We start from the raw sequence: 25,575 nt of genomic DNA, 5'->3' as shown, positions 1-25,575 counted from the left end.
GGAAGAAGCTTGTTCGACTACGACGCCGAACTGCGCCAGCACAACCTTCGGCTGCGCGCCGCCGCCGCGGTCGGACCGCACGACCGGGTGCTCGACATCGGTTGTGGCGGCGGTCAGACCACCCGGGAGGCCGCCGAGGCCGCGGTCAACGGCAGTGCGGTGGGCGTCGACATCTCCCCGCGACTGCTCGAACAGGCCCGCGCGCGCAGTGCGGGGCTGCCCAACGTCGCCTTCGAACAGGCCGACGCCCAGGTTCACCCGTTCCAGCGCGCCTCCTTCGACGTCTGCATCAGCCGCTTCGGCACGATGTTCTTCGCCGATCCGGTCGCCGCGTTCAGCAACATCGCGCTCGCCCTGCGCCCCGGGGCCCGGCTGGTGCTGCTGGTCTGGCAGGACGCCGACCGCAACGAGTGGTCGACGGTGGTCCGGCAGGCCCTCAGCGCCCCCGCCAAGGCCGGCCCCAACGCGTTCTCGCTGGCCGACCCCACCGCGACGGAGAAGATCCTGACAGCGGCCGGGTTCACCGGGATCGGCTTCACCGACGTCCGTGAGCCGGTCTACTACGGGCCGGACACCGCGGCGGCCTACCACGCGATCCTTGAACTTCAGCAACCCACCGGCGTGCTGGCGGCGCTCGATCCGGCAACCGCCGACGAGGCCCGCGCGCGGTTGCGGGCCGCCGTCGCGGCGCGCGAAACCGCCGACGGCGTCTTCTTCGACTCGCGTGCCTGGCTGATCACCGCGCGCCGCGACGACGCGTGAACCCGGGTCATCTTTAGGGTTCAATAGGCACGTCGCAGCCGCGCGGCTCAAGGCTCAGCAGGCAAGGAGCGTCGAGATGCAGCAGGTTCAGGGCGTGGTCGCCCGCAAGAAGGGTGCCCCGGTCGAGATCGTCACGATCAACGTGCCCGACCCGGGCCCGGGCGAGGCCGTGGTCAAGGTGCAGTCCTGCGGGGTCTGCCACACCGACCTGCACTATCGCGACGGTGGGATCAACGACGACTTCCCGTTCCTGCTCGGCCACGAGGCCGCCGGCATCGTCGAGTCGGTCGGCCCCGACGTCAGGGGCCTGGCGCCCGGTGACTTCGTGGTGCTCAACTGGCGCGCGGTCTGCGGCCAGTGCCGCGCCTGCACGCGCGGCGACCTGCACTACTGCTTCGCGACGCACAACGCCAAGCAGAAGATGACGCTCGACGACGGCACCGAACTCTCGGCGGCCCTCGGCATCGGCTCGCTCGCCGAGAAGACCCTGGTGGCCGCCGGCCAGTGCACGAAGGTCGACCCGGCGGCCCGACCCGCGGCGGTCGGCCTGCTCGGCTGCGGCGTGATGGCCGGCATCGGCGCCGCGATCCACACCGGCGGGATCACCCGCGGCCGGAGCATCGCGGTCATCGGCTGCGGCGGCGTCGGCGTGGCCGCGATCGCCGGTGCGGCCCTGGCCGGCGCGAGCCCGATCATCGCCGTCGACATCGACGCGAAGAAGCTGGCCAAGGCCAAGGAGCTGGGTGCCACCCACACCGTCGACTCCTCGAAGACCGACCCGGTCGAGGAGATCAAAAGAATCTGCGCCCAGGTGTACGAAGGTGCCGACGGCGCCGACGTCGTCATCGAGGCCGTCGGCCGCCCGGAGACCTGGAAGCAGGCGTTCTACGCCCGCGACCTGGCCGGCACGGTCGTCCTGGTCGGCGTGCCGACCCCCGACATGAAGGTGCCCGACCTGCCGCTGATCGACGTCTTCGGCCGCGGCGGCGCGCTGAAGTCGAGCTGGTACGGCGACTGCCTGCCCAGCCGCGACTTCCCCATGCTGGTCGACCTCTACCGCCAGGGCCGCCTCGACCTCGACGCGTTCGTCACCGAGGAGATCGCCCTGACCGACGTCGAGGCGGCGTTCGACACCATGCACCGCGGCGACGCCCTCCGGTCCGTCGTCATCTTCTAGAACAGGAGCCTGTGGATGACCGACCTCACGGCGCAGCTTCAGTCCGACATCCCGCACGCCGCCCGCATCTGGAACTACTGGATGGGCGGGGTCGACAACTACCCCGCCGACCGCGCGGCCGGTGACGCCGTCGCAAGCGTCTACCCGGAGATCCGCCTGATGGCCCGCGACTCGCGCCGGTTCCTGACGCGCGCGGTGCGCTTCCTGGCCGCCGAGCGAGGCATCCGGCAGTTCCTCGACATCGGCACAGGCCTGCCGGTCATGCAGAACACCCACGAGATCGCGCGCGAGATCGCGCCGGAGACCCGCACGGTCTACGTCGACAAGGACCCGCTGGTGCTGGTGCACGCCCAGGCGTTGCTCGGCGAGGCCGGCTCCGACGAGCAGGTCACCTATTTGCAGGCCGACTATTACGAGCCCGAGAAAATCATCGCGGCGGCCGCGAACACCCTCGACTTCTCCGCGCCGGTGGCCGTGATGTTCATGGGCGTAATGGGCTACGAGCCCGACCTGACGGTGGTGCGCTCGATCATCGACCGGGTAGTCGCCGCGACGGCGTCGGGCAGCTATCTGGTCTTCTGGGACAGCACCGACACAACCCCCAGCGTCGTCGAGGGCGCCAAACGCCTCGTGGAAAGCGGCGGCGACGAATACCACCTGCGCAGCCAGGCCGAACTGGCCTCGATCTTCACGGGCCTGGACCTGGTCGAGCCGGGCCTCGCTCAGATCACGGCCTGGCACGCCGACCCCGACGAGGAGCCGGAGCAGACCGACGCCTTCGGCGGGGTGGCCCGCAAACCCTGAGGCCACGACCAAGCCAAGACAACGCTGCCGTCCGTTACCGGCGGGAAGCACGAGCGGGATGATCAAGCGATGGATTCCGCAAGCCGGATGACGATCGACACACCCTTCGTCATCGTGCACGAACCCACCTTCGTCGCACGATTTGTCCTCGACGCCAGCGAGATAAAGGTCGTGGACAATGTCGATGCGTTCGTCGACCTGCCCGATGGATCGAGCTGGGCACTCACGATCTTCACCGTCGACGAGGTGCGCCGCCTGCTCCAGCACCGGGAGGCGCATAGCCCTCGACCGCCGAGCGCCAGGCAGGTCGGGCTGGAGGGCGCTGGTGGCTGAGCTGGCGTGGCCCACTGGCCAGTGGCGGATGCGGGCGGCCAACCCCCGCGCGCAGGCTTTGGGCTCGGCTCAAGTCTCGTGATCGGGGGAACGTGATGACTACTTTTCGTACCGTCAAAGCCGGTGGTGTTGATGTCTTCTTCCGGGAAGCCGGTGATCCGGGCGCCCCTAAGCTGCTGTTACTCGGTGGCTTTCCGGCCTCGTCGCACCAGTTCCGGAATCTGATTCCGGCCCTGGCTGACCGGTTCCACGTCGTTTCGCCCGACTACCCCGGGTTCGGCAACACCGAGATGCCCGATCCGGCGCAGTTCGACTACACCTTCGACCACCTGGCCGATGTCGTCGACGAGCTGTTGGAGCGGATCGGGTTCACCGGGCCGATGGGCATCTACATGCAGGACTACGGCGGCCCGATCGGCAACCGGCTGATTGACCGGCACCGCGACTGGCTCTCGTGGCAGGTCATTCAGAACGCCAATTTGTACGTCGAAGGCTTCACCGACGTATGGGCCGGCGTCAAGGCGATGTGGCAGGACCGGAATCCGCAGACCGAAGCACCCGTGGAGGGGCTGCTCGGGCCCGAGGGCATCGAGACCGTCTACGTCCACGGCGCGAAGGATCCGACTCTGATCAGCCCGGACAACTGGAACATGGACCTGTGGTTCCTGAGCCGCCCCCACGCGCACAAGGTGCAGCTCGATCTGTTCTACGACTACCAGTCCAACCTGGCCCTCTACCCACAGTGGCAGGAGGCGCTGCGCACCTACCAGCCCAAGACGCTGGTGCTGTGGGGGCAGAACGACATCTTCCTGACCCCGGAGGGCGGCGAGGCCTACCTGCGCGACCTGCCCGACGCCCAACTGGTGCGCCTCGACTCCGGGCACATGGCCGTGGAAGACCGGCTCGAGGAGATCGTCGACGCCGTCAACGCGTTCTACGCCGAACGGGTCGCCGGGTGAGGGGAACGAAGCCGAGGGGCACTGGCAACGGTGCCCCTGGCTACTGCGGCGGAAGCAGAAGAGGGTCGCCCAGACCGATGCCGGGCAGCCCGCCACCGTTTTGCCCGCCGGCGGCGTCGACACCTGCCTGCAACGGGCTCTTGAGCTTCCCCGGCGCGTAGAGCTGGATCCGCATTCGCGAAATGCCGGCCACGCTGAGGTCGATCTTCGCCGGATTGCCAGGTGTGGTGGTGAAGGTCTTGGGTGGGCGGCCGTCGAGGGTGACGTCGACCCGGTAGTTGCCGGTGCTGGTGTCCAGGACCGCGGCCGTGGCGGTGAAGCGGGCGAACTTTCTGCCCAGCGTCACCTCGCGCGTTTGTGGGGAAGATCCGTCGCAGTACAACGAACATTCGTAGACCAGTGCCCGGCCGTAGGTCGTGCCATCGATTTCGATCGTGCCGGATTCGTCGAGATCGATGCTGCTGTTGGTGTCGACGCTCACGGAGGGCAGATCGAGCAGGGAGCTGGCCATGATCAGCGGCGGGTCCACGTCTGTCGGTGTGGTCGAAGGCGCAGGAGGCTCCTGCGACCGGGTCGGTGGCGCGGGCGTCGTCGAGCCCGGCGCCGGCGTGGGACCCTCGCCCCTGGTTGGCGTGTCGCTGTCGGGTTGAGACATGAGCTGGGCCGCGGTTTGGACGCCGGCGAACACGAGCAGGCCCACCACCAGCCCGGCGAGGTAGGGCCGGAGGCGGTGGGTTTTGTCGACCATGGCGTCGGCCAGGACGCCGGCGAGCCCGCCGCCGAGCAACGCCGCCAGTGCGGCGACGAATGTCCACATGTGAACCAGTGTGAGACATTGACGAACGATCTTCGCGGCGGCCCCAGTGACCGGCCATCCGCCCGGTTCAGCTCAGCTGGAGGAGCTGTCCCAGAATGCCATCGCGAGGGCGAAAGCGCGGAGGTCGCCGGTGGTGGTGCCGGACATCTTGTTCATGGCGTACGCCATGGTCGTGCGGGCGTCCAGGTCGATGATGGCCAGCGAGCCGCCGTACCCTCCCCAGTAGAGGGTGTTCGGGTTGGGCATGAAGCCCGAGTTCAGCGCGAAGCCCAGCCCGAACCTGATCGGCACGCCCAGGACCAGGTCGACACCGTCGACCTGCGGCTCCAGCGCCCGCCGGCAGCCGGCCTCGGACAGGAAGCGGCGCCCACCCACCGTGCCGCCGTTGGCGAGGATCGCGTGGATCGTCGCCACCGCGCGGGCGTTGCCGATGCCGCCGATCGCCGGGATCTCCGCGCCGCGAAACCGCCGCGTCCGCGTGACGTCGACTTCCAGGTGCGGGTTCTCCGCCACGTTCACCTGCAACTCGCTGTCGCCCACCGGGGGCGGTGCCGCCGGTGGGATCAGGTCGGCGACCCGCGCGTCCTCGGACGCCGGCAGGCCGATGTGGAAGTCGGCGCCCAGCGGCGCCGCGACCTCCTCGCGGAACACCGTGCCCAGCGAGCGCCCGGTGATCCGCCGCACCACCTCGCCCACGAGGTAGCCCTGGGTCAGACCGTGATAGCCCGACGCCGTGCCGGGTTTCCAGAACGGTTCCTGGGCGGCCAGCAGCGCGGTCGCCTTGTCCCAGTCGTAGAGGTCGTCCTCGGTGATCGGCTCCCGCCAACCGCACAGGCCGGACGAGTGGCTCATCAGGTGTGCGACCGTCACGTCGTGCTTGCCCGCGGCAGCGAACTCCGGCCAGTAGCGCGCCACCGGCGCCGCGAAGTCGAGTTCGCCGCGGTCGGCGACCAGCAGCGCGGTCAGCGCCGTCATGGTCTTCGTGGTGGAGTAGACGCCGACGATCGTGTCGGCCTGCCACGGGCGGGTGCGGGCCGCGTCGGCGAAACCGGCCCATAGGTCGATGACCGTCGCGCCGTCGACGGTGACCGCGAACGAGGCGCCCACGTCGTCACCGCTGGCCAGGTTGGCCTCGAACGCGGCCCGCACATCCTCACCCATCCGCCGACCATGAAGGACCACCGGGCTGGTGTCCAGCCATATACGGTGCTTCCTGTGGCGGATGGGTAGATCGCTCGAGTGGGCCGCGTCGTGCGTCGACAGTGCCGCCCGGGGTCGTGAGCGTGCGGGCGTTGCACGCCGGCGACGGTCCCTGGTTGCTCCGGGTCGAGTCGGCGAGGCGGTCGGTCGAGGTGGTGCTGCGGGCGCCGACGCCGCGGATCGATGGCGACATGATCGCCACCAACGTCGCCGCGCTCCTCGTGGCGGAGCGGCATTCCCTCCCGGCCCCGCGGCTTCTCGGCGCTGACGTGGACGGCCGGACCACGGGCGTGCCGGCCAGCGTCGAGACCCTCGTCGAAGGATCGAGTGCCTGGCCGGCGCGGGCCAGCGTCGACCACCTCCGGGCCGCCGGCGCTGCGATTGCCAGGGTCCATCGGATAGCGATCGCACCGTCGGCCCACCTGCCGCTGCGGGAACGGCCGATCGCGGTCGACGACTTCGCGAAAGAGCGGCGGCTGGGGAAGATGCCGACCACGCGACTGCTCGATCGGGCCGACGCGGTGATCCGCGATGTCCGGGTCACGGCGGGCGCGCCGATCCTCGTACACGGGGATGTGTGGCCTGGAAATCTGGTCGGACAGACGTTGATCGACTGGAAGACCGCCGACGGGGCCTACTGGGACGCGGTCGCCGCGTTGAACACGCCGACCGAATGCGATCCCCCGGAGCACACCGCGCGCCGCGACGAGTTCCTGCGCGCGGCGCTGGCGCGGCTGTAGCTACGCCTTGTCGGTCGCCGCCGCCGACTCCCGTTGGGTGCGCACGTCGGCGAGCCGGGCGGTCAGGGCGGCTTCCATGGCGGCGAACGCGTCGCTGCCCAGCACCAGTCGGCGCGGCGCGGTGTCCTGGTCGACGCTGGCGATCATGGCGGTGGCCATCCGGGCCGGGTCGCCGATGCCGACGGTCGTGCGTTCCGTGAGGATGCGGCGGATTCCGGCGGCGGGGGTGGCGTCGTAGGCCTCGATGCGGTCCGCGAGCACCGATCCGCCGTAGCGGAAGTTGGTGTGCGCACCGCCCGGCTCGACGATCGTGACACCGATGCCGAGCGGGGCGACCTCCGCCGCGAGCGCGTCCGCGAAGCCTTCGACGCCCCACTTCGTGGCGTGGTAGAGCGACCCGCCCGGCCACGCCACCTGGCCGCCGACCGAGGACAGTTGCAGGATCCGGCCGCCGCCCTGCCGGCGCAGGTGTGGCAGCGCGGCCCGGATCAGCCGGATCGAACCGGTGAGGTTGGTCGCGATCTGGTGCACCACCTGGTCGTCGGTCAGTTCCTCGGCGGCGCCCATCAGGCCATACCCGGCGTTGCTGACGACCACGTCGATCCGGCCCAGGTCGGCCCAGGCCTTGTCGACGACCGTGGTGATCTCGGCCGCGTCCGTGACGTCGAGGTGGGCGGCGTGGAAGGCGTCCGGCCAGCGGGCCGCGAGGTCGTCGACGCTGCCAGGAGTGCGGAACGTGCCGGCGACGCGGTCGCCGCGGGACAGGAGTTGCTCGCTGAGGTGCCGGCCGAAGCCGCTGTTCGCACCCGTGATGAGCCAGGTTCGGGAAGTCATGCCACCAACCTGCGGCCACCGCGGCGGATCAGCCATTTCCCTGGTGAGAGGGGTGCTGTCAGGGCTACCCAGCGGTGGGCGGCACCGGCATATGGTCGAACGCGTGAACCTGATCGGCGAATACCTGCGGGCCCGGCGCGAGCTGATCCGGCCCGAGGACGTCGGGCTGCGCGACAGCGGCCATCGGCGGGTGCCGGGGCTGCGCCGCGACGAGTTGGCGATGCTCGCCGGGGTGAGCACCGAGTACTACACGCGGCTCGAGCAGGGCCGTGACCGGCGTCCGTCGCCGCAGGTGCTCGACGCGATCGCCCGCGCGCTCGGCCTCGACGAGGACGCCACCGCGCACCTGCACGCCCTCGGCGCACCGCAGACCCCTCGGCGGCGGCGACCGGAGCGGGTGCGACCGGGCGTACAACTGCTCCTTGATGCCTGGCACACCACGCCGGCGTACGTGCAGGGCCCGCTCCAGGACGTGTTGGCCGCCAACCGGCTGGCCGTCGCGTTGTCGCCGATCTTCACGCCGGGCGGCAACATCATCCGGTCGGTGCTGCTCGATCCGGCGGTGCAGGCGTTCCTGCCCGGCTGGGAGGAGCGGGTCGGCAGCCTGGTCGCCGCGCTGCGGTTGATGGTCGGCCCCGACGTCGACGACCCGCGGCTGACCGACCTGGTCGGCGAGCTGTCGGTGAAGAGCGACCTGTTCCGCCGGCTCTGGTCGCGGCACGACGCCAAGCCGCACCCGGGCGGCGGCCTGCACCGGATGCGTCACCCGATCGTCGGCGAGCTCGAACTGCACTACGAGAAGTTCGCCGTCACCGGCGCCGACGGACAACTGCTCGTCGTCTACCGCGCCGCGCCGGGCTCGCCGAGCGCGGACGCGCTCGCGCTGCTGGGCACGTTGCCGGCGGAATCCACCCCGGTCAGAGTCGGGTCGACGTCATAACCCTTGGCCGAAGGTACCTTGCTCTGCCAAGGTAGTGACATGCAGGCAGACCCCAAACTGGTGGCGTTGCGGCGCGGCCTGCTCGAACCGCTCGTGCTCGCCGCCGTCGAGTCGCGGCAGCGCTACGTGGCGGAGATCCTCGCCGCGCTGCAGGACGCCGGCTTCCCGGCGCAGGAGGGCACGCTCTACCCGCTGCTGAGCAAACTGCGCCGCGACGGGCTGCTTGACCACGAATGGCGCGAGTCGCCGGCCGGCCCTCCCCGCAAATATTTCTCCCTCACCGCCGCCGGCAAGGGCCAACTCGCCGCGTTCCGCGACCACTGGAACGAGCTTTCTCACATGATCAACACGATCGGACGATGAGACCCATGGACGAGCCGACTTTCGTACGCCTGACCGGTCATGTCACGGCTTTTCCCGCCACCCTCGCGGCGCGCGACGCCCTGCGGAGCTATCTCGACGGCGCCCGGCGGCAGTTGCTCGCCGACCCGGACGCCGACGAGATCGTCCGCGATCTCGAGTCGGCGATCGGCGACCGGTTGAGCTCATTTCCCGGCCCGGTGACCGGCGCCGAGATGGCGGCGGTCCTGGCCGAACTCGGCCCGGTGCGCCCCACGGTGCCGGCCGCCCGTGTCCAGCCGCGTGGCCGTTTCTGGTGCCGGATCAAGGAGGGCAACTGGTTCGGCGGGGTCTGCCTCGGCATCGCGGCCCGCGGTGAGTTCGACGTCGACTGGGTGCGCACCGTGGTCCTGCTGCTGACCCTGGTCACCGGGGGCCTGCTCGGCGTGGCCTATCTGATCCTGCTGCTGTTCCTGCCGGTCGTGCCGACGGTCGCCGAGTATGAGCGCCTGCGGGACGGGGTTGAGCTCAACCCGGCTTGAGGTGTTTGGCTGTCCGCCATGGATCTCACGGGGCTACGCGTCGCTGTCACCGGCGCCGGTCGAGACACCGGGCAGATGCTGGCCGAGGCCTTCGCCGCGCGCGGCGCCCGGGTCTTTCTCTCGGCCCGCGACCCGGCGGCGGCCGCGCGGGTCGCCACCCTGATCAACTCGCGCGGGGCAGCGCAGGCCGAAGCGTTTCCGTGCGACCTGGCCGTGCCGGACTCGGTCCGCGCGTTCGCGGATTTCGTGGCGGCCCGGACGCCGTTCCTCGACGTGCTAATCAACAACGGCGCCGTCTACGTCGACGGAGCCGACCTGGCCGACGCGTCGGACGACACGATCGAAACGGTGATGGCCGCCGGCGCGACGGGCACGATGCTGTTGACCAGACACCTGCTGCCGTTGCTGCGGGTCTCGGCGCGGCCGGACATCGTCAACCTGATCTCGGCGTGCGGGGAGCCGGGGCATCACCGGTCCGGCGCCCATCCGGCGTTCTACGCGGCGAAGCACGCCCATGCCGGGCTCGCGGAGATCCTGTCGTATCGGCTGCGGCCGGAGGGCATCCGGGTCATCTCGTTGTTCCCGCCGGACTTCGTGCAGGACGGGCCGCGCGCTGCCGACGGCGACCTGACCGCGAGTTCGGTCGTCGACTGCGTGCTGTTCGCGGTCGGTCAGCCGCGCGACTGCTTCATCCGCGAGTTCCGCTTCGAACAGTCGGCGCTCACGCCTGCGCAGCCCAGGCGGTGAGCTCGTCATCGGTGAGCGAAGCGTAGGTCCGGTCCGTGTCGAGCGTCGTGTCGGGGATCGAGGGCACGCCGATGACATACATCCCCGCCGCCCTCGCCGAGGCCACGCCGGTGCGGGAATCCTCGAAGGCCACGCTGCGCGCCGGTTCGGCGCCGAGTCCCGCGCACGCCGCGAGGTAGAGATCCGGCGCCGGCTTCGGCCGCTCGACGTCTTCGGCCGCGTAGACGAACTCGAACAGGTCCGTCAGCCCGGCCGAGTCCAGCGCGGCGTCGACGAAGGCGCGCGGGCTGTTGCTCGCGACGGCGACCGGAACGCGCTCGCGCAGCGTCTTGACCAGTTCAAGCGCTCCCGGCAGCGCATCGGCACCAGCCGCGAGCTCACCGGCGACAAGGTCGCGCAGTCGGCTTGCCAGAGCCGGACCTTCCCCGGGCCGTCCGAAACGAGCGGCCATCGCGACACCGGCGGCTTCGAGCGTGCCACCGATGAGCAGCTTCTTCTCCGCGATCCCGAACCCGTGCCCGTGCTCGGCGAAGATGGCCGTCTCGGCGCGGGTCCAGCACGTCTCGGTGTCGACCAACAACCCGTCGCAATCGAACACGACCGCCGCCACAGCGCCGGGCAACCCCGTCATCGACGCCTCCCCCTGATCACCGACCTTAGCGGCGAAGCACCTGGAGATGGGTCGGCGGGGGCAGCCCTTCATCGCGGTGGTCATCCTCCCGGGCCGCGACTCCGCCAAGCGGACTACGCCTCGTAGAGTTCCTTCTCGCTGAGGACCGGGGCGCCCGCGTCGGTGCGGCCCAGGCGCGCCGCCGAGCCGAACATCGGCCCACGCGCGCGCTGCAGCCCCGCGAACTGGCCGAAGCCCAGCGGTTTCGGCACGTCGTCGTAGACCGCCTCCATGCCGCCCTTGACCGCGTAGGTCTCGTGCCAGAAGCCCGTGCCGCCCGAGTCTTTCAGGAAGCTCATCCACCACTCGCGGTGTTCGGCGGTCCGCGCGTATTCGAGCAGTGACGGCAGGTCCCGCCAGTACTGCCGCATCCCCATGTTCATCGGGAAGATCGAGTAGTAGACCGGCTCGTGCAGCAGCAACCCCTCGGGCTTGCCGGCCACCGACTGGCTGATCTTGCGGCCGAAGCTGAAGAAGGTGCGGATGCCGTAGAGGTGGTTCACCCGCATGCCGAGATACATGACGATCAAGTCCGGGTATTCGGACAAGTCGACCGTCTGCCGGTTGACTCGAGTTGGCATCTCAAGGCTCCTTGGTCTCGGGGTGTCACCTCGGGCTCACCATACGACCGCGCACTTGACGGCGACTGAACGAAAATGATGTCACCAACGGCCGCGATGCACGACCTCGTCGAAGGGACGGCGGTTGGGTCGCCGGAGCGGGCGCAGCGGCCGGTCGGCCGGATAGCCCACGCCGATCAGGTAGGCCACGTCATGGGTGTCCGGCACGCCCAGGATCGCGCGGGCCTTGGCATGGTCGCCGACCGACGAGTGGCCCGTGCCGATGCCCAGGTCGGCCGCCGCGAGCATCATCGCGTAGGTGGCCTGGCCCAGGTCGTATTGGTCGAGCACCGCCTCCGGCGCCGGCAGCACCAGCGCGATGGCGGCCGCCGCGACCGCGATGTGGCCCGCCGACTGCCACACCGTCGCCAACTCGGCCAACTGGGCGCGGTCGGTGACCACGACGAAGTCCCAATGCTGGCGGTTCGACGCCGACGGCGCGCGCCAGCCGGCCTCCAGGATCCGATTGAGGTCCTCATCGGACACCGGATCGTGAGTGTAGGCGCGGACGTTGCGTCGGGCTCGGATGGCGTCCCAGGTCTCCATGCGACTCACACTCCCGGCGCGATGTTGTGGTTGACGCGGAACATGTTGGCCGGGTCGTACTCCCGCTTGACCTCCACCAGCCGATGGTAGATGTCCGGTTTCCAGGCGCGGGCGACCGCTTCCGGCGTCGTGTCGTACCCGGTGAGGAAGTTGGCCTGTTTGCCGCCCGTTGCCCATGGGGCCATCGCGTCGGAGATGGCCTTCAGCGGCGCACGGAACTGCTCCCCCTCGCCGGGTTCACCGGCCGCGCCGGCGAAGACGTGGAAAGCGGCGTCCCGGTTGCCGACGGAGTTGGGCAGGCTGGGTTCGTCAGCGAGCTCCCCGCCGAGCTGGCGCACCTCGATCAGCGCGATCGGGAGGTCGACGCCCGGGCCGGCCGCCTCGATCAGCGCGTCGGCCGCCTCCGCCGGAAACTCGCCGAGCAATGACGACATCTCGTACGTGGCTGCCGGGTCGACCGGGTCCTGGTGGATGGAGGCGAAGCCGGTGTAGGGCATCTCGGTCACCGTGTCGATCAGCGCGGGCGCGGCGGCGCGCAGGTCGGCGATCAGCCGCTCCCCCTCGGCCGGCGGGCCCAGGTAGGAGATCCGCACGTGCACCGTGAAGCGGTCGCGCAGCGGTTCCGGGATGACCGGCGCGTCGGGCAGCCGCATGAACGCGAACGAGATCGTCAGCTCGCGCGGCGCGGAGACGAGCAGCCGGCGGAACGCGTCGACCACGGGCCGGACGTGCTCGCCCGCGAAGTAGATCCCGCCGCCGTAGAGCTGCGTCACCGGCACCAGGTCCATGGTGAGCGAGGTGACCACGCCGAAGTTGCCCTTGCCACCGCGGATCGCCCAGAAGAGGTCGGGTTCCTGGTCGGGGTCGACGTGCCGGAGCTCGCCGTCGGCGGTGACGACCTCGGCGGAGCGCACATGATCGGCAGCCCAGCCGTAGCTGCGGCCCAGGGTCGCGCTGAGCCCGCCACCGAGGGCGTAGCCGACCACGCCGACGTTGGGCGACGAGCCGGCCAGCGGCGCCAGGCCCGCCCGCGCCGCCGCGTCGACCAGTGGCTGGGCCCGGACGGCGGCGCCGATGGTCGCCGTGCGGCCTTCCGCATCGACCTCGATGCCGTCCATCCGCTCCAGGTTGATCATGAGAGCGCCGTCGGCGGGCATCGGCGCCTGGTGACCGGTGGCGACCGGATCGACCGGGAGGTCGTGCGCGCCGGCGAAGCGGACGGCGGCCTGCACGTCGGCGGCGGAGGTCGCACCGACCACGACGGCCGGATGCTCCACCAGAGACATGTTCCAGCCGGTCGTCTCCGGCCCGAAGCCCTTGTCGCCGCGTGCCAGCACCGGGCCGGTCACGTCGGCGGCCAGCCGCTCGAGATTGTCCTGATCGATCACGTAGGTCATGCGTCGCCCCTCTGGTCTCGCTGACACCTCAAGCCGGGGGGCTCTCCGCCATCGACGCTATCGTCCGGGTGGCCCGGCGCCCAGCATCAGCCGGAGCTGGGCCAACAGGACGTCGCGGAACTCCACCGGCGACGGCATGGGCTGGTCCTGCACCCGCGAGACGATCAGCCCGACCAGGGCCGCGAGCAGCAGGTCGGTGACGGCCTCGGCGCTGTAGGGGAGCGTGAAGTCGCCGCGCTCGGCGCCCTCCCGCACCGCCGCCAGGAACGGCGCCCGGTAACGCGCCTGCACCTCCGCGCTGTAGCCGCGCAGGTCGGCGTCGCGCATCGCCGACCGCCAGAACTCGACCAGCAACTGCCGGGTGCCGGCCGGGTTGTGCAGGCTCCGGTCGACCATCGCGACCAGCCGTCGCCACGGGTCGGGTTCCGCGGTGGCCACCGCCTCCAGGGCGGTCACCTCCTGGTCGGTGAACGCCTCCATGGCCTCGATCACCATGTCTTCGCGCGAACCGAAGTAGTTCTGGAGGGTGCTGATCGCGACGCCGCTGGCCGCCGACACGTCGGTGAACCGGGTGTTCTCGTAGCCTCGCTCGGCGAGCACGGTCGCCACCGCGGAAAGGACGGCGGTGCGCCGCTCGCCACCAGCCCGCCTGCGTCGCACCGCCATGGCGTTCACGTGCGGGGCGGGATGTTGAAGGTCCAGCGGAACATGTTCCCCGGGTCCCAGGTGGTCTTGACCGTCCGGAGGCGCTCGTAGGTCGCCTCGTCATAGGCCGCCCGCACCCCGTCGACGGACGCGTCCGCCGGCGACAGATAGCCGGGGTGCCGCTTGTCGCCGAGCCGGCCGGTCAGGGCCGACCCCGCCTCCTGCTGGTTGACCGGCGCACCGGGCGGCACGAAGGTCAGGGCCAACAGAGCGAAGGCGACATCACGGCGTACGGCGTTGGGCGGCTGCGGCGGTGTCGCGAACGCACCACCGAGCTGGGTCAGGTTGACCAGCGTGAGGCTTCCGTCGGAGTCGGGACCGGCGTACGCCAGAATCGTGTCCATCATGGATGGTGTCAGCTCGTCGAGCAGCACGAAATGCTCGACGCCGGTGGCCGGATCGGTCGGATCGTTGGCGATCGACGCGATCTGCCCGACGGGCAACATGGTCACGGTGTCGGCGAGCACCGGGGCCGCTGCCCGCAACGGGGCGATGAGCGCTTCGCCGTCGACCGCCGGGCCCGGGTAGGCCACCCGCACGAAGATGCTGAGCTTGCCGCGCATCGACTCGGGCACGAACGGCAGGTCGGGCGCGCGCAGGAAGATGATCGACGAGGTCAGCGCGTCGGGCGCGGTGGCGGCGAGTGACCCGTAGGCCGCCAGGACGGCCGCCGCGTCTTCACCCGCGTATTGCAGCGAGCCCGCGTAGACCTCCGCGACCGGGAAGAGGCTGAACTCGAGCGCGGTGACGACGCCGAAGTTGCCCTTCCCGCCGAGCAGGGCGGCGAACAGGTCCGGGTCGGAGGCCGGCGTGACGTGGCGGAGTTCGCCGTCGGCGGTCACGAGGTCGACCGCGCGCACGTGGTCGGCGGCATAACCGAACGCCCGGCCGAGCGCGATGCTCACCCCACCGCCGAGCGTGTAGCCGACGACGCCGACCTGTGGCGAGGAACCGGCCAGCGGAGCCAGGCCCACGTTGGCCGCCGCCTCCACCACCTGTCCCCAGGTGACGCCCGCTTCCACCCGGGCGGTGCGGCGCACGCTGTCGACGGTCACCCGGGTCATCCGCCGGGTGGTGATCAGGACCGCCTCCCCCGAGACCGGCAGGGAGGGGCCGTGCCCGCTGTTGAGCACCGCGACCGAGCGGCCCTCCTCCGCCGCGAACCGGACCGCCGCCTGGACGTCGGTCGCGTGGGTGGCCCCGATGATCACGTGTGGTTCGTGGGTAACGACTGTGTTGAACACCGCCGCCTCGTCGGCGAAACCGGCGTCGTCCGGGAAGAGGACGGGTCCGCGGACCGAGGTCAGCAGCGCTGGAATGTTCGACATATCACGCCTTTCGGTATCCCAATACGGTACCGCCGTACCGACCGGACCCAAAATTGGTCCAGATTTGTGACAGTCACAGATCGGGACTAGTTTCGACCGGGTACGACGAGGAATCGAGGAGCTATGACCACCGTCGAAATGACGCGTTTCCGCGTGCCCGAAGCGCGCGCCGAGGCCCTGCTGGCCGCCCGACCGGCCATGCTGAGCGACTTCCAGAGCGACCGCGCCGGCTTCCTCGGCGCGCGGCTGATCCGGCTGGGCGCCGACGAATGGCTCGACATCGTCTTCTGGCGCACCAGCGAAGACTTCGCCGAGTCCCGCCGCCGCGGCGCCGACCGGCCGGGCATCAAGACTTTCTTCGGGCTGATCGACGAGGTGATCAGCTCCGAGGAAGGGACCACCAGCGATCCGGTCGGTGCCTGATGCGGGCCGCCTGGTATGACCGGCAGGGTCCGGCGCGCGAGGTGCTCGAGGTCGGCGAACTGCCCGATCCGCGGCCCGGCGACGGCGAGGTCCGGGTGCGGGTGTCCGTCTCCGGCATCCACGTCGGCGATCTGGGCAAACGGCAGGGCTGGTGGGGGTCCACCATGCCGTTCCCGCGGGTCGTACCGCACGGCGACGGCGCCGGGACGATCGACGCCGTCGGGCCGGGCGTCGACCGGTCCCGGGTGGGTGAACGGGTCTGGGTCTACCTGGCCCAGTCCTACCGCCCGTTCGGCACCGCCGCCGAATACACCGTGGTGCCGGCCAACCACGCCGTCCCGCTGCCCGAGAGCGTGCCCTTCGAGCAGGCGGCCGGGCTCGGCATCCCGGGCATCACCGGCCACCGGGCGATCTTCGCCAGCGGGCCGGTCGACGGCCAGCGGATCGTGGTCACCGGCGCCCTGGGTGCCGTCGGCCGGGCCGCGGTGGCGGTGGCCCGGCGGGGCGGGGCCACCGTGATCGCCACCGTGCACACCGCCGGCCAGGTCAAGCAGGCGCTGGCCGCGGGTGCCCACCACGCGGTCGCGACCGAGAGCGGCGACGTGGCCGCGAAGATCCTCCGGAAGACCGGCGGCGAACCGATCGACCAGGTGGCCGAGTTGGCCTTCGACACGAACCTGCTGACCAACCTGGAGATCCTGGGGTACGGCGGCACGATCGCCACCTACGCCACGACCGCGGCCGAGCCGACCGTCCCGTACTGGCAGCTCGCCTTCAAGAACATCACGCTCCAGTTCCTGAGCAACGACGACTTCCCCGAGCCGGCGAACGAGGCCGCCGCGGCCGATCTGACCGCCGCGCTGGTCGCCGGCGACCTGCACTACCCGATCGCGGCCCGGTTTCCGCTGGCGGAGATCGCCGAGGCGCAGGAACTCGCCGAACACAGCGCGGGCAAGGGCCGCGTCGTCCTGACCCTCGACGGATCGGGCTAGGCTGGTGCCGACCACGTTGTGCGGCACCCGGGAGAAAACTCATGTCCGACGAAGAGAACACCCCGACGGACGAGACGCCCGACGAGGCGGCCGAGGAGACACCGACCTTCGCCAACCGGGCCGAGCGCCGCGCCAAGGGCAAGACCAAGGGCAGCCAGCAGCACCAGCACGGCAGCGGCGGCTTCACCGGCAAGGGCGGCACTTTCCAGCCGCCCCGCAACTACGGCAGCCGCCGCAGCGGCTGAGGCCGCTCAGCTGGTGCAGCGGCTGAGGCCGCTCAAGTTGGTGCAGCGGCTGAGGCCGCTGCGGCTGTTGGCGCGGCTCAGGCCGCGGGCTCAGCGCTCGACGACCAGGCCCGGGGCGGCGCGACCGGACACGTGACCCGCGGTGCGGCGCCGCGACGCCTGGCAATCCCGGCGGAGAGCGGCTGAGTTGCGCGGGTTCGCGGCGCAGCGGGCCGCGTCGAGCACCCGCGCCGGGCCGCTGCCCAGCAGCATCCAGGTCGGCAGCGCCTCGGCACGGGCCACCTGGAACCGGCCCGGTGCCACCTCGGCGACGGTGAAGCGGGCCATCGTCCCGTCCCGGGTGTCGAGGGAGAAGTCCTGGCCCGAGACGTGGTTGCCGAGGCCGTAGGCCACCCACTTCGACCCGATGCGCTCGAACGGCTGCACCACGTGCGCGTGGTGGCCGAGGATCAGGTCGACGTCGGGCGAGCGGAGCACCTGGCGGGCCACCGCGCGCTGCTGCGCGTTGGGTTCGTGCGAATACTCCGTTCCCCAGTGGATGGACGCGATGACGAACTCGGCGCCGGCCGCCTTGGCGTTGTGCGCCTGGCGCAGCAGCGCGGCGACGTCGAGTTCGTTGGCCAGCCAGGGCTTGTCCTTCGGCTCGACCAGGCCGTTGAAGCTGAACGTGAAGGACACGTGCCCGACCCGCACGCCGTCGACGTCGTAGATGGTGGGGCGCGCGGCCTCAGCGGCACTGCGCGCGGTTCCGGTGTGTGAAATGCCAACGGCATCCAGGGCGTCGAGGGTACGGTCGATGCCGGCCGCGCCACCGTCGAGGCTGTGGTTCGACGCCGTCGAGCAGGCGTCGTAACCGGTGTTGCGCAGTGCCGGGGCGATCTGCGGCGGCACCGAGAAGATGGGATAGCCCGAGAACGGGCCGCCCGGCCGCCCGACCGGCGTCTCGAGGTGGCAGATCGCCAGGTCGGCGGCCCGGACCACCGGCGCGACGTCCCTGAACAAGGGCGCGAAATTCTGCCACAGTCCAGAGTGGAGCAACACGTCGCCGCTGGCCAGGACCGTGAACGTGCGGGGAACCCAGGCGGGAGCGGACGGCGCCGGCGTGGGTGCCGGCCATTGCTCGAGCTTGAAGGCGGGCGCGGCACCGCCCGTGCCGGGCGTCGTCTTCGGTGCCGCGCGGACAGCGGCGGCCGGGCCGGATCCGGCGTCAGCCAACAGGCCTGGGCCGAACACCAACAGGAAAGCGGCCCCCACGATGACCGTGCGACGGAACGGCATCCGTGCAGAGTGGCGGATCTAGGTATGCGAATCCAGAGTTTCGGTCATTTTCGGTGGCCCGTCCTGGCCCGGTCGCCGCTTGGATCCCGTTATGCGTTGGCCTTGTCGCCGATGAGGTTGCCGCGCATGAGCCAGTTAGGACCCTCGGCGTAGTTGCTCGCCTCGGCGAAGAACGCGCCGAAGTAGGGGCCGCTGGCGTGGGTGTTGAACGCGTCGGCGTCGGCGTAGACCTCGTTGAGGTAGAAGAGGTCCGGGTTCTTCTCGTCGGCGATCACCTCGAACCGCTCCGAGCCGGGCTCGTTGGCCATCGAGTCGCGCGCGGTCTTCTTGGCGGCCCGCACGAAGTCGTCGCGGTGGTCGGGCTGGACAGTGAACGAAACCAGGAACTGGTACATCGAAAAGCCTCCTCGAAGCGGCTGGTTCAGTGACTGAACTAGGTCAGCCTAGCACCGCCAGTTCAATGACTGAACCCAAACGGGTAGACTCGAGTTGTGTCGCTACCCAGCACCTACCCGGACCGCAACTGTTCATTGGCGCGAGCGCTGGAAGTCCTCGGCGAGCGCTGGACGCTGTTGATCATTCGGGACGCCTTCTACGGCGTACGCCGATTCGGTGATTTCGCCACTCAACTCGGCATCCCGCGCGCCAGCCTCACCAGCAGGCTCAAGTTTCTCGTGGCCGAGGGCGTGCTGGCCCGTGGCGAGGACGCGGCCGGCAGCGTCGAATACCGGCTCACGGCCAAGGGCATCGAGCTGTGGCCGGCCCTGCGCACGCTGATGGCCTGGGGCGACGCCCACTACTCCCCCGCCGGCGTGCGACGCACCCAGCGCCACGATGACGACGGCGGCCTGCTCGACATCGACGGGCGCTGTGCGCTGTGTGGGCGGATCGTCCCGGTCGCCGAGACCCGGATGGAGCCCGGTCCCGGCTTCGCGCCGGAGGCCGCCGACGTCGATCCCGTGTCCCAGGCGATGAACACGCCCCGGCTCCTGCTCGAACCCATCACCACGACCGGCGTACGCGGATGAGCGGATCATTCTGCGACACCCTCCGGGGCCCCACGCGGGGACAATGAGCCGGCGCGGTCCACGAGGGGTCGCCCGGTCAAGAGGAGGCTTCGGATGATCTTCATTACCGCCAAGTTCCGAGTCAAGCCCGAGCACGCCGAGCAGTGGCCGGCCATCTCGCGCGACTTCACCGAGGCCACCCGCGCCGAGCCCGGCTGCCTCTGGTTCGACTGGTCCCGCAGCCTCGACGACCCCACCGAATACGTGCTGGTCGAAGCGTTCCGCGACGGCGACGCGGGCGGCGCCCACGTCGGCTCCGACCACTTCGCACAGGCGCAGAAGACGCTGCCGGCCTACCTCGTGGCCACGCCGAAGATCGTCAACGCCACCCTCGACCAGGACGACTGGTCGCTGCTCGGCGAGCTGGCGGTCCCGGAGTGACCCGCTGACTCACAGCTAACTGCCAGCAGGCGGGCGGTGCGTGGGGCTGTCGATGTCGGGCATGCTGCTGGGGAACACCCGGTCCGGGTTTTCCTCGGGGAGGGATGTGCCGACGATGACCGGGTCGATCCCGCTGCGGGTCAAGCTCGTCGCCGCGGTGCTCACGCTGGTCACCGCGGCCCTGCTGATCATCGGCGCCAGCAGCGCCTACTTCCTGCGCAGCTACCTGGTCGGCCGCATCGACGAGGAACTGGTCCGCTACCTGAGCCGGTTCGAGCAGTCGATGCCGTCGGACAGCCCCGGCGGCCTGCCGTCCGACTACCTGGTCGCCGCGACGGACCCCGACCGGGCCACAGTGGAGGTCCTCCGCGACGACCGGTTCACAAAGGCCGACCTGCCGGGCGCGATCGACAGCGCGGCGTTCTACCAGCAGCACGCCGGCGCCGACCCGTTCACCGCGGGCTCGGGCAGCAAGGCGCTGCGCTGGCGGGTCGTCGTGGGCGACCTGGGCGACGACCGCTACGTCGCGGTCGGCCAGGATCTCTCCGACGTGGACTATGCCGTCGCCCGCCTGATCTGGATCGACGCCCTGGCCGGCGGCACGGTGCTGATCCTGCTGGCCATCGCGGGCGCCGGCATCGTCCGCAGCAGCCTGCGCCCCCTCAACGAGATCGAACAGACCGCGGGAGCGATCGCCGCCGGCGACCTGTCGAGGCGCATCCCCGACCCGGAGCCCGGCGTCGCCCGCCCCCGGTCCGAGCTGGGCCGCCTGTCCCGCGCCCTCAACGCGATGCTGACCCAGATCGAGTCGGCGTTCACCGCCCGGGCCCGCTCGGAGGCCACGGCCCGCGACGCCGCCGCGGCGGCGCAGGCATCCGAATCGAGGGCCCGCCGCTCGGAGGAGCGGATGCGCCAGTTCATCGCCGACGCCTCACACGAACTGCGTACCCCGCTGACCACGATCCGCGGCTTCGCGGAGCTCTACCGGCAGGGCGCCGTGGCCACGACGGCCGACACGGCCAAACTGGTCCGCCGCATCGAAGACGAGGCCGCCCGGATGGGCCTGCTCGTCGAAGACCTCCTGCTGCTGGCCCGCTTGGACCAGGAACGCCCGGTCACCCTGGCGCCGGTCGACCTGCGGGTGCTGGTCGCCGACGCGATGCTGGCGGCCCGCGCGAGCGCACCCGAACGCGAGATCACCATGGACACGACCGCGGCCCCCGGCCCGCTGGTGGTGAACGGCGACGACCGCCGGTTGCGGCAGGTGCTGAGCAACCTGCTGAGCAACGCGGTCACCCACACGCCGCCGACGGCCACGATCAACATCGCGCTGCGGGCGGAAGACGACGGGTTCGCGGTGATCGACGTACACGACACGGGTCCGGGCCTGTCACCCGAGCAGGCGGATCGCGTCTTCGAACGCTTCTACCGCGTCGACGACGCCCGCACCCGCCGGGACGGCTCCACCAGCACAGGCCTGGGCCTCGCCATCGTGGCGGCTTTGGTCGCGGCCCACGGCGGCACGGTCCGGGTGCACAGCGAGCCGGGCGTGGGCACGACGTTCGCCCTCCGGCTGCCGCTCACCGAGACCGCCCCGGAGGGCGACTAGGCCGCGAGCCGTTCGACGAGGTCGCGGTAGGCGTCTTTCATCGGCAGCTCCCGCTCCACGGTGATCAGCGGCTGCCAATCATCCGGGGACGGGTTGGTGTTGTCCACCACGACATCGCGCCCGTCGGTCAGGAGGTCGTTGATCAGCCGCAGCTGCCGCCGCTGACGGTGCCGGGCGTTGCCGAAGTCGTCCTTGCTCACGACGGTGTGGCTGGCCGCCAACGCCTGCCGGCAGTAGGTGCTCTTGCCCGACGCCTGCAACCCGACCAGGATGACCAACTCCACGCCGACAGTGTGCCCAACCTTGAATCCCTGCCCCAACCATTAAGGCGCCGGGCGGCGTTCTACCGGGCGAGGGGGTGCGATGGCCGAGACGTTCCACGAGTTCGTGGTGTCCCGTTCGCCGGCGTTGTCGCGGCGGGCCTACCTGCTCACCGGTGACCACCAGCTCGCCGAGGATCTGTTGCAGAGCGCCCTCGCGAAGACCTACCGGCACTGGCGGCGGATCAGGGACGGCGATCCCGAGGCCTACGTCCGGCGCGTGATGTATCACCAGCAGATCTCCTGGTGGCGCCGGCGCCGGCCGGCCGAGCGCCTCGAGCCGGAGCCCACCGACCGGCACGCCGTCGACCACTCCGACGCGACCACCCTCCGGTTGGCCGTGGCTGCGGCGCTGCGCCAGCTCACCCCACGCCAGCGGGCCGTGGTCGTGTTGCGGTTCTTCGAGGATCTGACCGAGGCACAGGTGGCCGACGTGCTCGGCTGCTCGCTCGGCACCGTGAAACGGCACGGGCACGACGCGATCCGCCGGTTGCGGGTCATCGCGCCCGACCTGGTCGACCGCGCCCCGGAGAGGAGCCCGCGATGACGACCCGGCTGCGTGAGTCGCTGCACGGCGCGGCGGGCGACGTGCCCGCGTACCCCGTCTATGAGAAAGCCCTCGCCACCGCACGCCGCTCCCGCCGGCGTGCCGGGCTCGCGGCCGCCGCGGTGCTGGCTCTCGTCGGCACGGCGCTGCCCCTTGTGGACACCAGCCCGGCTCCGACCACTGACGGGAAGACGGACGCCGCCTTGCCCGACCGGATCGGCGTGCCGCCCCTCGGCAGCTTGCACGCGACGGATCGGCCGCGGCTCGGCTCGGCCTCGGTGATCTTCACGGGTCAGGGTTCGGGCCTGGAATACGGCGATGAAGGCAGCCTCATCACGGTCGTCGGCGCGCACGACGACCGCTACCGGATCATCCGGGGCGAGATCGAGGCGCGGGCCGGTGTGGACACGGTGCTGTCCGCCGACGGCCGCCAGGTCGCCTTCAGAGCCGTCTCCTCCCTGCGTTCTGCCGTGGAGATCGTCGACCTGGTGACGGGACATAGTCGCGACGTGGGCAGCGGGGTGGACGGCACGGTCATGATCGACCCGGTGGCCTGGTCACCGGACGGCCGGGCGCTCGTGGTGCGATCCACGGTTCCCGTCGATGCCGAGCGCACCGACTACCGGCACGTGCTGAGCGTCGTCTGGCCCGGCACCGACCGGCACACCCGGCTGGGCGAGGCCGAGAACGAGGACGGGCTGGGAACGGCGGTGGCGTTCGCACCCGACGGCACCAGGCTCGCGTTCCAGACCGGGCGGACGGTCACCGTCGGCGACGTGGACGGCCGGCGGCTCGCGTCGTTCACCCTCGCCGCCGACGCCGAGCTTGCCGGCAAGGGCGCCTGGAGCGCCGATGCCCAGACGCTCACTGTCGCCCGGCGCGGCATCGACAGTTGGCGCCTCGGGCGGGTCGACGCGGCCACCGGTCGGGACCTCGGCCTGGTCGACACGCCCACCGTCACCAACGTGACCGCCATCCGGCTGCTCGGCTGGGCCGTGGACGGGTCGGCTCGGGTGGTCGCCTATGTGCCCGGCCCGCACGCGCCGGGTGCGTTCAACTCACCGCTCGATGTGGACTCCCGAATCGACTACTTCAATGTCGGCACCGTCCGGATCCTGGCCCTCTCGCCCGGCGCCAGCGCGCCGACCACCCTGCTGGTCGCACCCGACGACGTGGTCTCGATCGACGTCGCCGACGCCGTGGTCCACGGCGGTCGCACCCGCGAGGCGCACCCACCCGGCGGGGTCGGTCCCCGATTCTGGGTCTGGACCTCGTTCATCCCCCTCCTGCTGGCCGCGATCGTGGCCTTCCGCCGTCGCAAAGGCCTGGCGCTCTGGCTCGACGACCGGCGGGTGACGCGGTCCCGCGGGTAGTCTCGGTCGGTGTTCTCGCCACAAGGCCCGTCGCTGCGCGAACTGACCGTCCAGGCGCTCTCGTCGGTCGAGCGCGGCTACGACCTGCTGGCGCCGAAGTTCGACTACACGCCCTTCCGCACGCCGGACAGCATTCTCGGCGCGACCACCCAGGCCCTGTCCGCACGCGGCCCCTTCACCGACGGCCTCGACGTGTGCTGCGGCAGCGGCGCGGGCATGTCGGTGCTCCGGTCGCTGTGCCAGGGCCGGACCATCGGCGTCGACTTCAGCGCGGGCATGCTGGCACAGGCGAAGAGCGCACATCCGGACGCCACCTGGGTACGCGCCGACGTGCGCGCGATGCCCTTCGCACCCCGTTTCGACCTGGCGGTCAGCTTCGGTGCGCTCGGCCACTTCCTGCCCGAAGAGCTTCCCGCCCTGTTCGAGGGAGTCCACCGCGCCCTGCGACCCGGCGGGCTCTTCGCCTTCCCGATCGGCACCATGCCGCCCCGCACGGCGGTCGCGCACTGGGTCACCCTCGGCTTCGACCTGACCATGCGCGTCCGCAACGCGGTGTGGCGCCCACCGTTCGTCATGTACTACCGCACCAACCCGCTGCGCGACGTTCTCACCGACCTGACCACGGCCGGCTTCGCCGCGGAGTCCGTAGCCCTGACCGAACTCGGCCAGCACGGCGACGGCAGCCCGCGCTGCCAACTCATCCTGGCCCGCAAGCCACTGGCAGCAGCCCCGGCCTAGCGGCGGATCACCTTGTTGATGGCGGCCCGGTGCCGCAACCACATCGGATCGTCATCCTCCGCGGTGGTCACGGTCGCCAGGTCCTCGGGCGTCCAGGTCCGATCCCCATCGGTCACCACGTGTTCGCCGTCGCCGACTTCCTCGGTGCTGTCCACGAACGCGGTGACCAGATCCCGCGAGGCAGCGTCCGCGGCCGGACGGTCGGGCGTCGCCACGAGCGCGAGTTCACCCGCGGCGGTCGCGACAACGAGGTCGCCGGCCGCCGTGGCGGCCAGGGCGGTCACCCGACAACCAGGCAGTGGGTCGTGGGTGACCCACGTGCGGTTGGCCAGGTCGAGTTCGACGAGCGGCCCGGTCCGGGTGCCCACCCAGAGCACGCCGGACTGGTTGGCGAAGGCGATGTTGTGCCGCGACCAGGCGCTCGCCTTCTCGAGCCAGTCCGCCGGCGGCGGATAGCCCGGGTAGGGCTGGCCGAGCGTGGTCTTCAGCACCAGCTCGAGCGAGGGAAACGCGAAGACATCCAACGAGTTCTCGTACGCGTTGCCGCGGATCGCGAGGTATCGACCGTCGCGGCTGAAGATCGGCGGCGCGTAGGAGTCGGCCGCCAGGATCAAGGCCTTGCGCAGGACGCGCATCGGGCCCCGGCCGTCGACGAGCGCGAACAGCACGTGGGTCGCACCCTGCTCGCTATGGACCGTGGCGACCAGCCCGCCGGCCGGGTGCGGCGCGATCCCGGTGTCCCACCACGGACCGGAGCTGACGACTCCCGAAGGGACGTCGAGGATGGCTGACCCGGTGCCGGACGGTGACGCCCACAGCTCCCGGCCGTCCGGGCTGAACGCCAGACCGCTGTAGGCCGGAGCGACACCGTCCACGTCGGAAGCCCCGGCCGCCGTCCACCGCACGACCCGACCGGGTAGTGCCACCATCAGCGACGGCTCGTGCGGATGCCACGCCACCGCCGGCGTCCCCCCGGCCCGATCGTCAGCGTAGGCAGGCGAGTCCGCGCCGACGCTGCCGACCTGACGAAGGCCGGGGGTCTCCCAGACGTGGACCGCCGGACGCCCGGCGTCCAGGCCGGCGACCAGCGGCAGGCGCGGACGGCACACGAGCCGCTCGACCACGGGCCCAGGGACGACCGC

The 25,575-nt window shown here is 70.9% G+C and carries 32 protein-coding genes; 19 read left to right on the top strand and 13 right to left on the bottom strand.

The window, feature by feature from the left end; translation table 11 throughout:
• Nucleotides 1–9: 9 nt before the first annotated feature.
• The 5 genes from DFJ67_RS32730 to DFJ67_RS32710 all read left to right on the top strand — a co-directional run bounded on the left by DFJ67_RS32730 (nt 10) and on the right by DFJ67_RS32710 (nt 4,035).
• Nucleotides 10–762: a class I SAM-dependent methyltransferase gene (locus DFJ67_RS32730; protein ID WP_239097117.1), complete on the top strand. Its 753-nt coding sequence runs from the start codon at nt 10–12 to the stop codon at nt 760–762.
• Nucleotides 763–838: 76 nt separating this feature from the next.
• On the top strand, nt 839–1,939 hold the full coding sequence (locus DFJ67_RS32725; protein WP_116072164.1) for an S-(hydroxymethyl)mycothiol dehydrogenase: 1,101 nt from the start codon (nt 839–841) through the stop codon (nt 1,937–1,939).
• 15 nt (nt 1,940–1,954) lie between these two features.
• Nucleotides 1,955–2,743 (top strand): SAM-dependent methyltransferase, encoded by a 789-nt coding sequence (locus DFJ67_RS32720; protein WP_116072162.1) that lies wholly within the window; start codon nt 1,955–1,957, stop codon nt 2,741–2,743.
• 69 nt (nt 2,744–2,812) lie between these two features.
• Nucleotides 2,813–3,076: a hypothetical protein gene (locus DFJ67_RS32715; RefSeq protein ID WP_147315689.1), complete on the top strand. Its 264-nt coding sequence runs from the start codon at nt 2,813–2,815 to the stop codon at nt 3,074–3,076.
• 95 nt (nt 3,077–3,171) lie between these two features.
• Nucleotides 3,172–4,035, top strand: coding sequence for an alpha/beta fold hydrolase (locus DFJ67_RS32710; protein WP_116072158.1), 864 nt, complete (start codon nt 3,172–3,174; stop codon nt 4,033–4,035).
• A 40-nt stretch (nt 4,036–4,075) separates the two neighbouring features.
• Here DFJ67_RS32710 and DFJ67_RS32705 read toward each other — a convergent pair whose 3' ends face one another.
• Together DFJ67_RS32705 and DFJ67_RS32700 are read right to left on the bottom strand one after the other, a co-directional pair.
• Nucleotides 4,076–4,852 (bottom strand): hypothetical protein, encoded by a 777-nt coding sequence (locus DFJ67_RS32705; RefSeq protein ID WP_116072156.1) that lies wholly within the window; start codon nt 4,850–4,852, stop codon nt 4,076–4,078.
• Nucleotides 4,853–4,924: 72 nt separating this feature from the next.
• Entirely contained in the window at nt 4,925–6,013 is a 1,089-nt protein-coding gene (locus tag DFJ67_RS32700; RefSeq protein ID WP_116072154.1) for a serine hydrolase domain-containing protein, read from the bottom strand.
• A 122-nt stretch (nt 6,014–6,135) separates the two neighbouring features.
• Here DFJ67_RS32700 and DFJ67_RS32695 point away from each other — a divergent pair, with 122 nt between their 5' ends.
• Entirely contained in the window at nt 6,136–6,792 is a 657-nt protein-coding gene (locus DFJ67_RS32695) for a phosphotransferase family protein (RefSeq protein WP_239097116.1), read from the top strand.
• Here DFJ67_RS32695 and DFJ67_RS32690 read toward each other — a convergent pair whose 3' ends face one another.
• On the bottom strand, nt 6,793–7,626 hold the full coding sequence (locus DFJ67_RS32690; RefSeq protein WP_116072150.1) for an SDR family oxidoreductase: 834 nt from the start codon (nt 7,624–7,626) through the stop codon (nt 6,793–6,795). It abuts the gene before it with no gap.
• A 103-nt stretch (nt 7,627–7,729) separates the two neighbouring features.
• Between DFJ67_RS32690 and DFJ67_RS32685 the strand changes: the two genes are divergently transcribed.
• From DFJ67_RS32685 to DFJ67_RS32670, 4 genes are read left to right on the top strand one after another with little or no spacing between them, the layout of a single operon-like run.
• Nucleotides 7,730–8,566 carry a helix-turn-helix domain-containing protein gene (locus tag DFJ67_RS32685; protein WP_239097115.1) on the top strand — a complete coding sequence of 279 codons (837 nt, stop codon included), beginning with the start codon at nt 7,730–7,732 and terminating at the stop codon, nt 8,564–8,566.
• Nucleotides 8,567–8,605: 39 nt separating this feature from the next.
• Nucleotides 8,606–8,929: a PadR family transcriptional regulator gene (locus tag DFJ67_RS32680; RefSeq protein ID WP_116072146.1), complete on the top strand. Its 324-nt coding sequence runs from the start codon at nt 8,606–8,608 to the stop codon at nt 8,927–8,929.
• A gap of 5 nt (nt 8,930–8,934) precedes the next feature.
• Nucleotides 8,935–9,447 carry a PspC domain-containing protein gene (locus DFJ67_RS32675; RefSeq protein ID WP_170216083.1) on the top strand — a complete coding sequence of 171 codons (513 nt, stop codon included), beginning with the start codon at nt 8,935–8,937 and terminating at the stop codon, nt 9,445–9,447.
• A gap of 18 nt (nt 9,448–9,465) precedes the next feature.
• On the top strand, nt 9,466–10,194 hold the full coding sequence (locus DFJ67_RS32670) for an SDR family NAD(P)-dependent oxidoreductase (protein WP_116072142.1): 729 nt from the start codon (nt 9,466–9,468) through the stop codon (nt 10,192–10,194).
• On the opposite strand, the gene DFJ67_RS32665 is transcribed toward DFJ67_RS32670, so the two are convergent.
• The 6 genes from DFJ67_RS32665 to DFJ67_RS32640 form a co-directional block, all read right to left on the bottom strand.
• Complete coding sequence (locus tag DFJ67_RS32665; RefSeq protein ID WP_116072140.1) at nt 10,169–10,825, bottom strand: HAD family hydrolase; 657 nt, start codon at nt 10,823–10,825, stop codon at nt 10,169–10,171. The genes DFJ67_RS32670 and DFJ67_RS32665 overlap by 26 nt on opposite strands.
• A gap of 113 nt (nt 10,826–10,938) precedes the next feature.
• A complete protein-coding gene (locus DFJ67_RS32660; protein WP_116072138.1) occupies nt 10,939–11,445 on the bottom strand; it encodes a monooxygenase family protein in 507 nt (168 codons plus the stop codon).
• An 81-nt stretch (nt 11,446–11,526) separates the two neighbouring features.
• On the bottom strand, nt 11,527–12,030 hold the full coding sequence (locus DFJ67_RS32655) for a nitroreductase family protein (protein WP_116072136.1): 504 nt from the start codon (nt 12,028–12,030) through the stop codon (nt 11,527–11,529).
• A 5-nt stretch (nt 12,031–12,035) separates the two neighbouring features.
• The gene (locus DFJ67_RS32650; protein ID WP_116072134.1) at nt 12,036–13,427 is read right to left on the bottom strand and encodes an FAD-binding oxidoreductase; all 1,392 of its coding nucleotides are present in this window, start codon (nt 13,425–13,427) and stop codon (nt 12,036–12,038) included.
• A gap of 57 nt (nt 13,428–13,484) precedes the next feature.
• On the bottom strand, nt 13,485–14,093 hold the full coding sequence (locus DFJ67_RS32645; RefSeq protein ID WP_116076898.1) for a TetR/AcrR family transcriptional regulator: 609 nt from the start codon (nt 14,091–14,093) through the stop codon (nt 13,485–13,487).
• 5 nt (nt 14,094–14,098) lie between these two features.
• The gene (locus tag DFJ67_RS32640) at nt 14,099–15,460 is read right to left on the bottom strand and encodes an FAD-binding oxidoreductase (protein ID WP_116072132.1); all 1,362 of its coding nucleotides are present in this window, start codon (nt 15,458–15,460) and stop codon (nt 14,099–14,101) included.
• 123 nt (nt 15,461–15,583) lie between these two features.
• On the opposite strand from DFJ67_RS32640, the gene DFJ67_RS32635 reads away from it, so the two are divergent.
• The 3 genes from DFJ67_RS32635 to DFJ67_RS32625 are packed head-to-tail and all read left to right on the top strand — an operon-like array spanning nt 15,584 to nt 17,120.
• On the top strand, nt 15,584–15,883 hold the full coding sequence (locus tag DFJ67_RS32635; protein WP_116072130.1) for an antibiotic biosynthesis monooxygenase: 300 nt from the start codon (nt 15,584–15,586) through the stop codon (nt 15,881–15,883).
• Complete coding sequence (locus DFJ67_RS32630; protein ID WP_116072128.1) at nt 15,883–16,875, top strand: NADPH:quinone reductase; 993 nt, start codon at nt 15,883–15,885, stop codon at nt 16,873–16,875. Before DFJ67_RS32635 ends, DFJ67_RS32630 begins: the two co-directional genes overlap by 1 nt.
• 41 nt (nt 16,876–16,916) lie before the next feature.
• Entirely contained in the window at nt 16,917–17,120 is a 204-nt protein-coding gene (locus DFJ67_RS32625; protein ID WP_116072126.1) for a hypothetical protein, read from the top strand.
• Between the two features lie 90 nt (nt 17,121–17,210).
• On the opposite strand, the gene DFJ67_RS32620 is transcribed toward DFJ67_RS32625, so the two are convergent.
• Together DFJ67_RS32620 and DFJ67_RS32615 are read right to left on the bottom strand one after the other, a co-directional pair.
• The gene (locus tag DFJ67_RS32620; protein WP_116072124.1) at nt 17,211–18,398 is read right to left on the bottom strand and encodes a CapA family protein; all 1,188 of its coding nucleotides are present in this window, start codon (nt 18,396–18,398) and stop codon (nt 17,211–17,213) included.
• A gap of 89 nt (nt 18,399–18,487) precedes the next feature.
• The gene (locus tag DFJ67_RS32615; protein ID WP_116072122.1) at nt 18,488–18,793 is read right to left on the bottom strand and encodes a putative quinol monooxygenase; all 306 of its coding nucleotides are present in this window, start codon (nt 18,791–18,793) and stop codon (nt 18,488–18,490) included.
• A 96-nt stretch (nt 18,794–18,889) separates the two neighbouring features.
• Here DFJ67_RS32615 and DFJ67_RS32610 point away from each other — a divergent pair, with 96 nt between their 5' ends.
• The 3 genes from DFJ67_RS32610 (at nt 18,890) to DFJ67_RS32600 (ending at nt 21,455) form a co-directional block, all read left to right on the top strand.
• On the top strand, nt 18,890–19,426 hold the full coding sequence (locus DFJ67_RS32610; RefSeq protein WP_116072120.1) for a winged helix-turn-helix transcriptional regulator: 537 nt from the start codon (nt 18,890–18,892) through the stop codon (nt 19,424–19,426).
• 93 nt (nt 19,427–19,519) lie between these two features.
• A complete protein-coding gene (locus DFJ67_RS32605) occupies nt 19,520–19,846 on the top strand; it encodes a putative quinol monooxygenase (protein WP_116072118.1) in 327 nt (108 codons plus the stop codon).
• Between the two features lie 115 nt (nt 19,847–19,961).
• Nucleotides 19,962–21,455: a sensor histidine kinase gene (locus DFJ67_RS32600; RefSeq protein ID WP_116076896.1), complete on the top strand. Its 1,494-nt coding sequence runs from the start codon at nt 19,962–19,964 to the stop codon at nt 21,453–21,455.
• Here DFJ67_RS32600 and DFJ67_RS32595 read toward each other — a convergent pair.
• Nucleotides 21,452–21,739, bottom strand: coding sequence for an AAA family ATPase (locus DFJ67_RS32595; protein ID WP_203783472.1), 288 nt, complete (start codon nt 21,737–21,739; stop codon nt 21,452–21,454). The two genes, DFJ67_RS32600 and DFJ67_RS32595, sit on opposite strands and share 4 nt — an antisense overlap.
• Before the next feature lie 79 nt (nt 21,740–21,818).
• Between DFJ67_RS32595 and DFJ67_RS32590 the strand changes: the two genes are divergently transcribed.
• The 3 genes from DFJ67_RS32590 to DFJ67_RS32580 are packed head-to-tail and all read left to right on the top strand — an operon-like array spanning nt 21,819 to nt 24,433.
• Nucleotides 21,819–22,322 (top strand): SigE family RNA polymerase sigma factor, encoded by a 504-nt coding sequence (locus DFJ67_RS32590; RefSeq protein ID WP_116072116.1) that lies wholly within the window; start codon nt 21,819–21,821, stop codon nt 22,320–22,322.
• On the top strand, nt 22,319–23,695 hold the full coding sequence (locus DFJ67_RS32585; protein ID WP_116072114.1) for a PD40 domain-containing protein: 1,377 nt from the start codon (nt 22,319–22,321) through the stop codon (nt 23,693–23,695). The genes DFJ67_RS32590 and DFJ67_RS32585 overlap by 4 nt, the downstream gene beginning before the upstream one ends.
• A 9-nt stretch (nt 23,696–23,704) precedes the next feature.
• Nucleotides 23,705–24,433 carry a class I SAM-dependent methyltransferase gene (locus DFJ67_RS32580; RefSeq protein ID WP_116072112.1) on the top strand — a complete coding sequence of 243 codons (729 nt, stop codon included), beginning with the start codon at nt 23,705–23,707 and terminating at the stop codon, nt 24,431–24,433.
• Here DFJ67_RS32580 and DFJ67_RS32575 read toward each other — a convergent pair.
• A complete protein-coding gene (locus DFJ67_RS32575; RefSeq protein WP_211333979.1) occupies nt 24,430–25,542 on the bottom strand; it encodes a TolB-like translocation protein in 1,113 nt (370 codons plus the stop codon). The genes DFJ67_RS32580 and DFJ67_RS32575 overlap by 4 nt on opposite strands.
• Between the last annotated feature and the right edge of the window lie 33 nt (nt 25,543–25,575).

It is taken from the genome of Asanoa ferruginea, assembly GCF_003387075.1.
Taxonomy (GTDB): Bacteria; Actinomycetota; Actinomycetes; order Mycobacteriales; family Micromonosporaceae; genus Asanoa; species Asanoa ferruginea.
This window is presented reverse-complemented; position numbering and strand designations above follow the sequence as displayed.

Bases quoted from the DNA above. Each gene is read 5' to 3' on its own strand.
- DFJ67_RS32655 (WP_116072136.1), bottom strand. From the start codon at position 12,030: ATGGAGACCTGGGACGCCATCCGAGCCCGACGCAACGTCCGCGCCTAC.
- DFJ67_RS32620 (WP_116072124.1), bottom strand. From the start codon at position 18,398: ATGCCGTTCCGTCGCACGGTCATCGTGGGGGCCGCTTTCCTGTTGGTG.
- DFJ67_RS32725 (WP_116072164.1), top strand. From the start codon at position 839: ATGCAGCAGGTTCAGGGCGTGGTCGCCCGCAAGAAGGGTGCCCCGGTC.
- DFJ67_RS32605 (WP_116072118.1), top strand. From the start codon at position 19,520: ATGATCTTCATTACCGCCAAGTTCCGAGTCAAGCCCGAGCACGCCGAG.
- DFJ67_RS32705 (WP_116072156.1), bottom strand. From the start codon at position 4,852: ATGTGGACATTCGTCGCCGCACTGGCGGCGTTGCTCGGCGGCGGGCTC.
- DFJ67_RS32635 (WP_116072130.1), top strand. From the start codon at position 15,584: ATGACCACCGTCGAAATGACGCGTTTCCGCGTGCCCGAAGCGCGCGCC.
- DFJ67_RS32640 (WP_116072132.1), bottom strand. From the start codon at position 15,460: ATGTCGAACATTCCAGCGCTGCTGACCTCGGTCCGCGGACCCGTCCTC.
- DFJ67_RS32590 (WP_116072116.1), top strand. From the start codon at position 21,819: ATGGCCGAGACGTTCCACGAGTTCGTGGTGTCCCGTTCGCCGGCGTTG.
- DFJ67_RS32720 (WP_116072162.1), top strand. From the start codon at position 1,955: ATGACCGACCTCACGGCGCAGCTTCAGTCCGACATCCCGCACGCCGCC.
- DFJ67_RS32630 (WP_116072128.1), top strand. From the start codon at position 15,883: ATGCGGGCCGCCTGGTATGACCGGCAGGGTCCGGCGCGCGAGGTGCTC.
- DFJ67_RS32585 (WP_116072114.1), top strand. From the start codon at position 22,319: ATGACGACCCGGCTGCGTGAGTCGCTGCACGGCGCGGCGGGCGACGTG.
- DFJ67_RS32660 (WP_116072138.1), bottom strand. From the start codon at position 11,445: ATGCCAACTCGAGTCAACCGGCAGACGGTCGACTTGTCCGAATACCCG.
- DFJ67_RS32665 (WP_116072140.1), bottom strand. From the start codon at position 10,825: ATGACGGGGTTGCCCGGCGCTGTGGCGGCGGTCGTGTTCGATTGCGAC.
- DFJ67_RS32645 (WP_116076898.1), bottom strand. From the start codon at position 14,093: ATGGCGGTGCGACGCAGGCGGGCTGGTGGCGAGCGGCGCACCGCCGTC.
- DFJ67_RS32680 (WP_116072146.1), top strand. From the start codon at position 8,606: ATGCAGGCAGACCCCAAACTGGTGGCGTTGCGGCGCGGCCTGCTCGAA.
- DFJ67_RS32670 (WP_116072142.1), top strand. From the start codon at position 9,466: ATGGATCTCACGGGGCTACGCGTCGCTGTCACCGGCGCCGGTCGAGAC.
- DFJ67_RS32615 (WP_116072122.1), bottom strand. From the start codon at position 18,793: ATGTACCAGTTCCTGGTTTCGTTCACTGTCCAGCCCGACCACCGCGAC.
- DFJ67_RS32690 (WP_116072150.1), bottom strand. From the start codon at position 7,626: ATGACTTCCCGAACCTGGCTCATCACGGGTGCGAACAGCGGCTTCGGC.
- DFJ67_RS32600 (WP_116076896.1), top strand. From the start codon at position 19,962: ATGACCGGGTCGATCCCGCTGCGGGTCAAGCTCGTCGCCGCGGTGCTC.
- DFJ67_RS32625 (WP_116072126.1), top strand. From the start codon at position 16,917: ATGTCCGACGAAGAGAACACCCCGACGGACGAGACGCCCGACGAGGCG.
- DFJ67_RS32700 (WP_116072154.1), bottom strand. From the start codon at position 6,013: ATGGGTGAGGATGTGCGGGCCGCGTTCGAGGCCAACCTGGCCAGCGGT.
- DFJ67_RS32710 (WP_116072158.1), top strand. From the start codon at position 3,172: ATGACTACTTTTCGTACCGTCAAAGCCGGTGGTGTTGATGTCTTCTTC.
- DFJ67_RS32675 (WP_170216083.1), top strand. From the start codon at position 8,935: ATGGACGAGCCGACTTTCGTACGCCTGACCGGTCATGTCACGGCTTTT.
- DFJ67_RS32650 (WP_116072134.1), bottom strand. From the start codon at position 13,427: ATGACCTACGTGATCGATCAGGACAATCTCGAGCGGCTGGCCGCCGAC.
- DFJ67_RS32715 (WP_147315689.1), top strand. From the start codon at position 2,813: ATGGATTCCGCAAGCCGGATGACGATCGACACACCCTTCGTCATCGTG.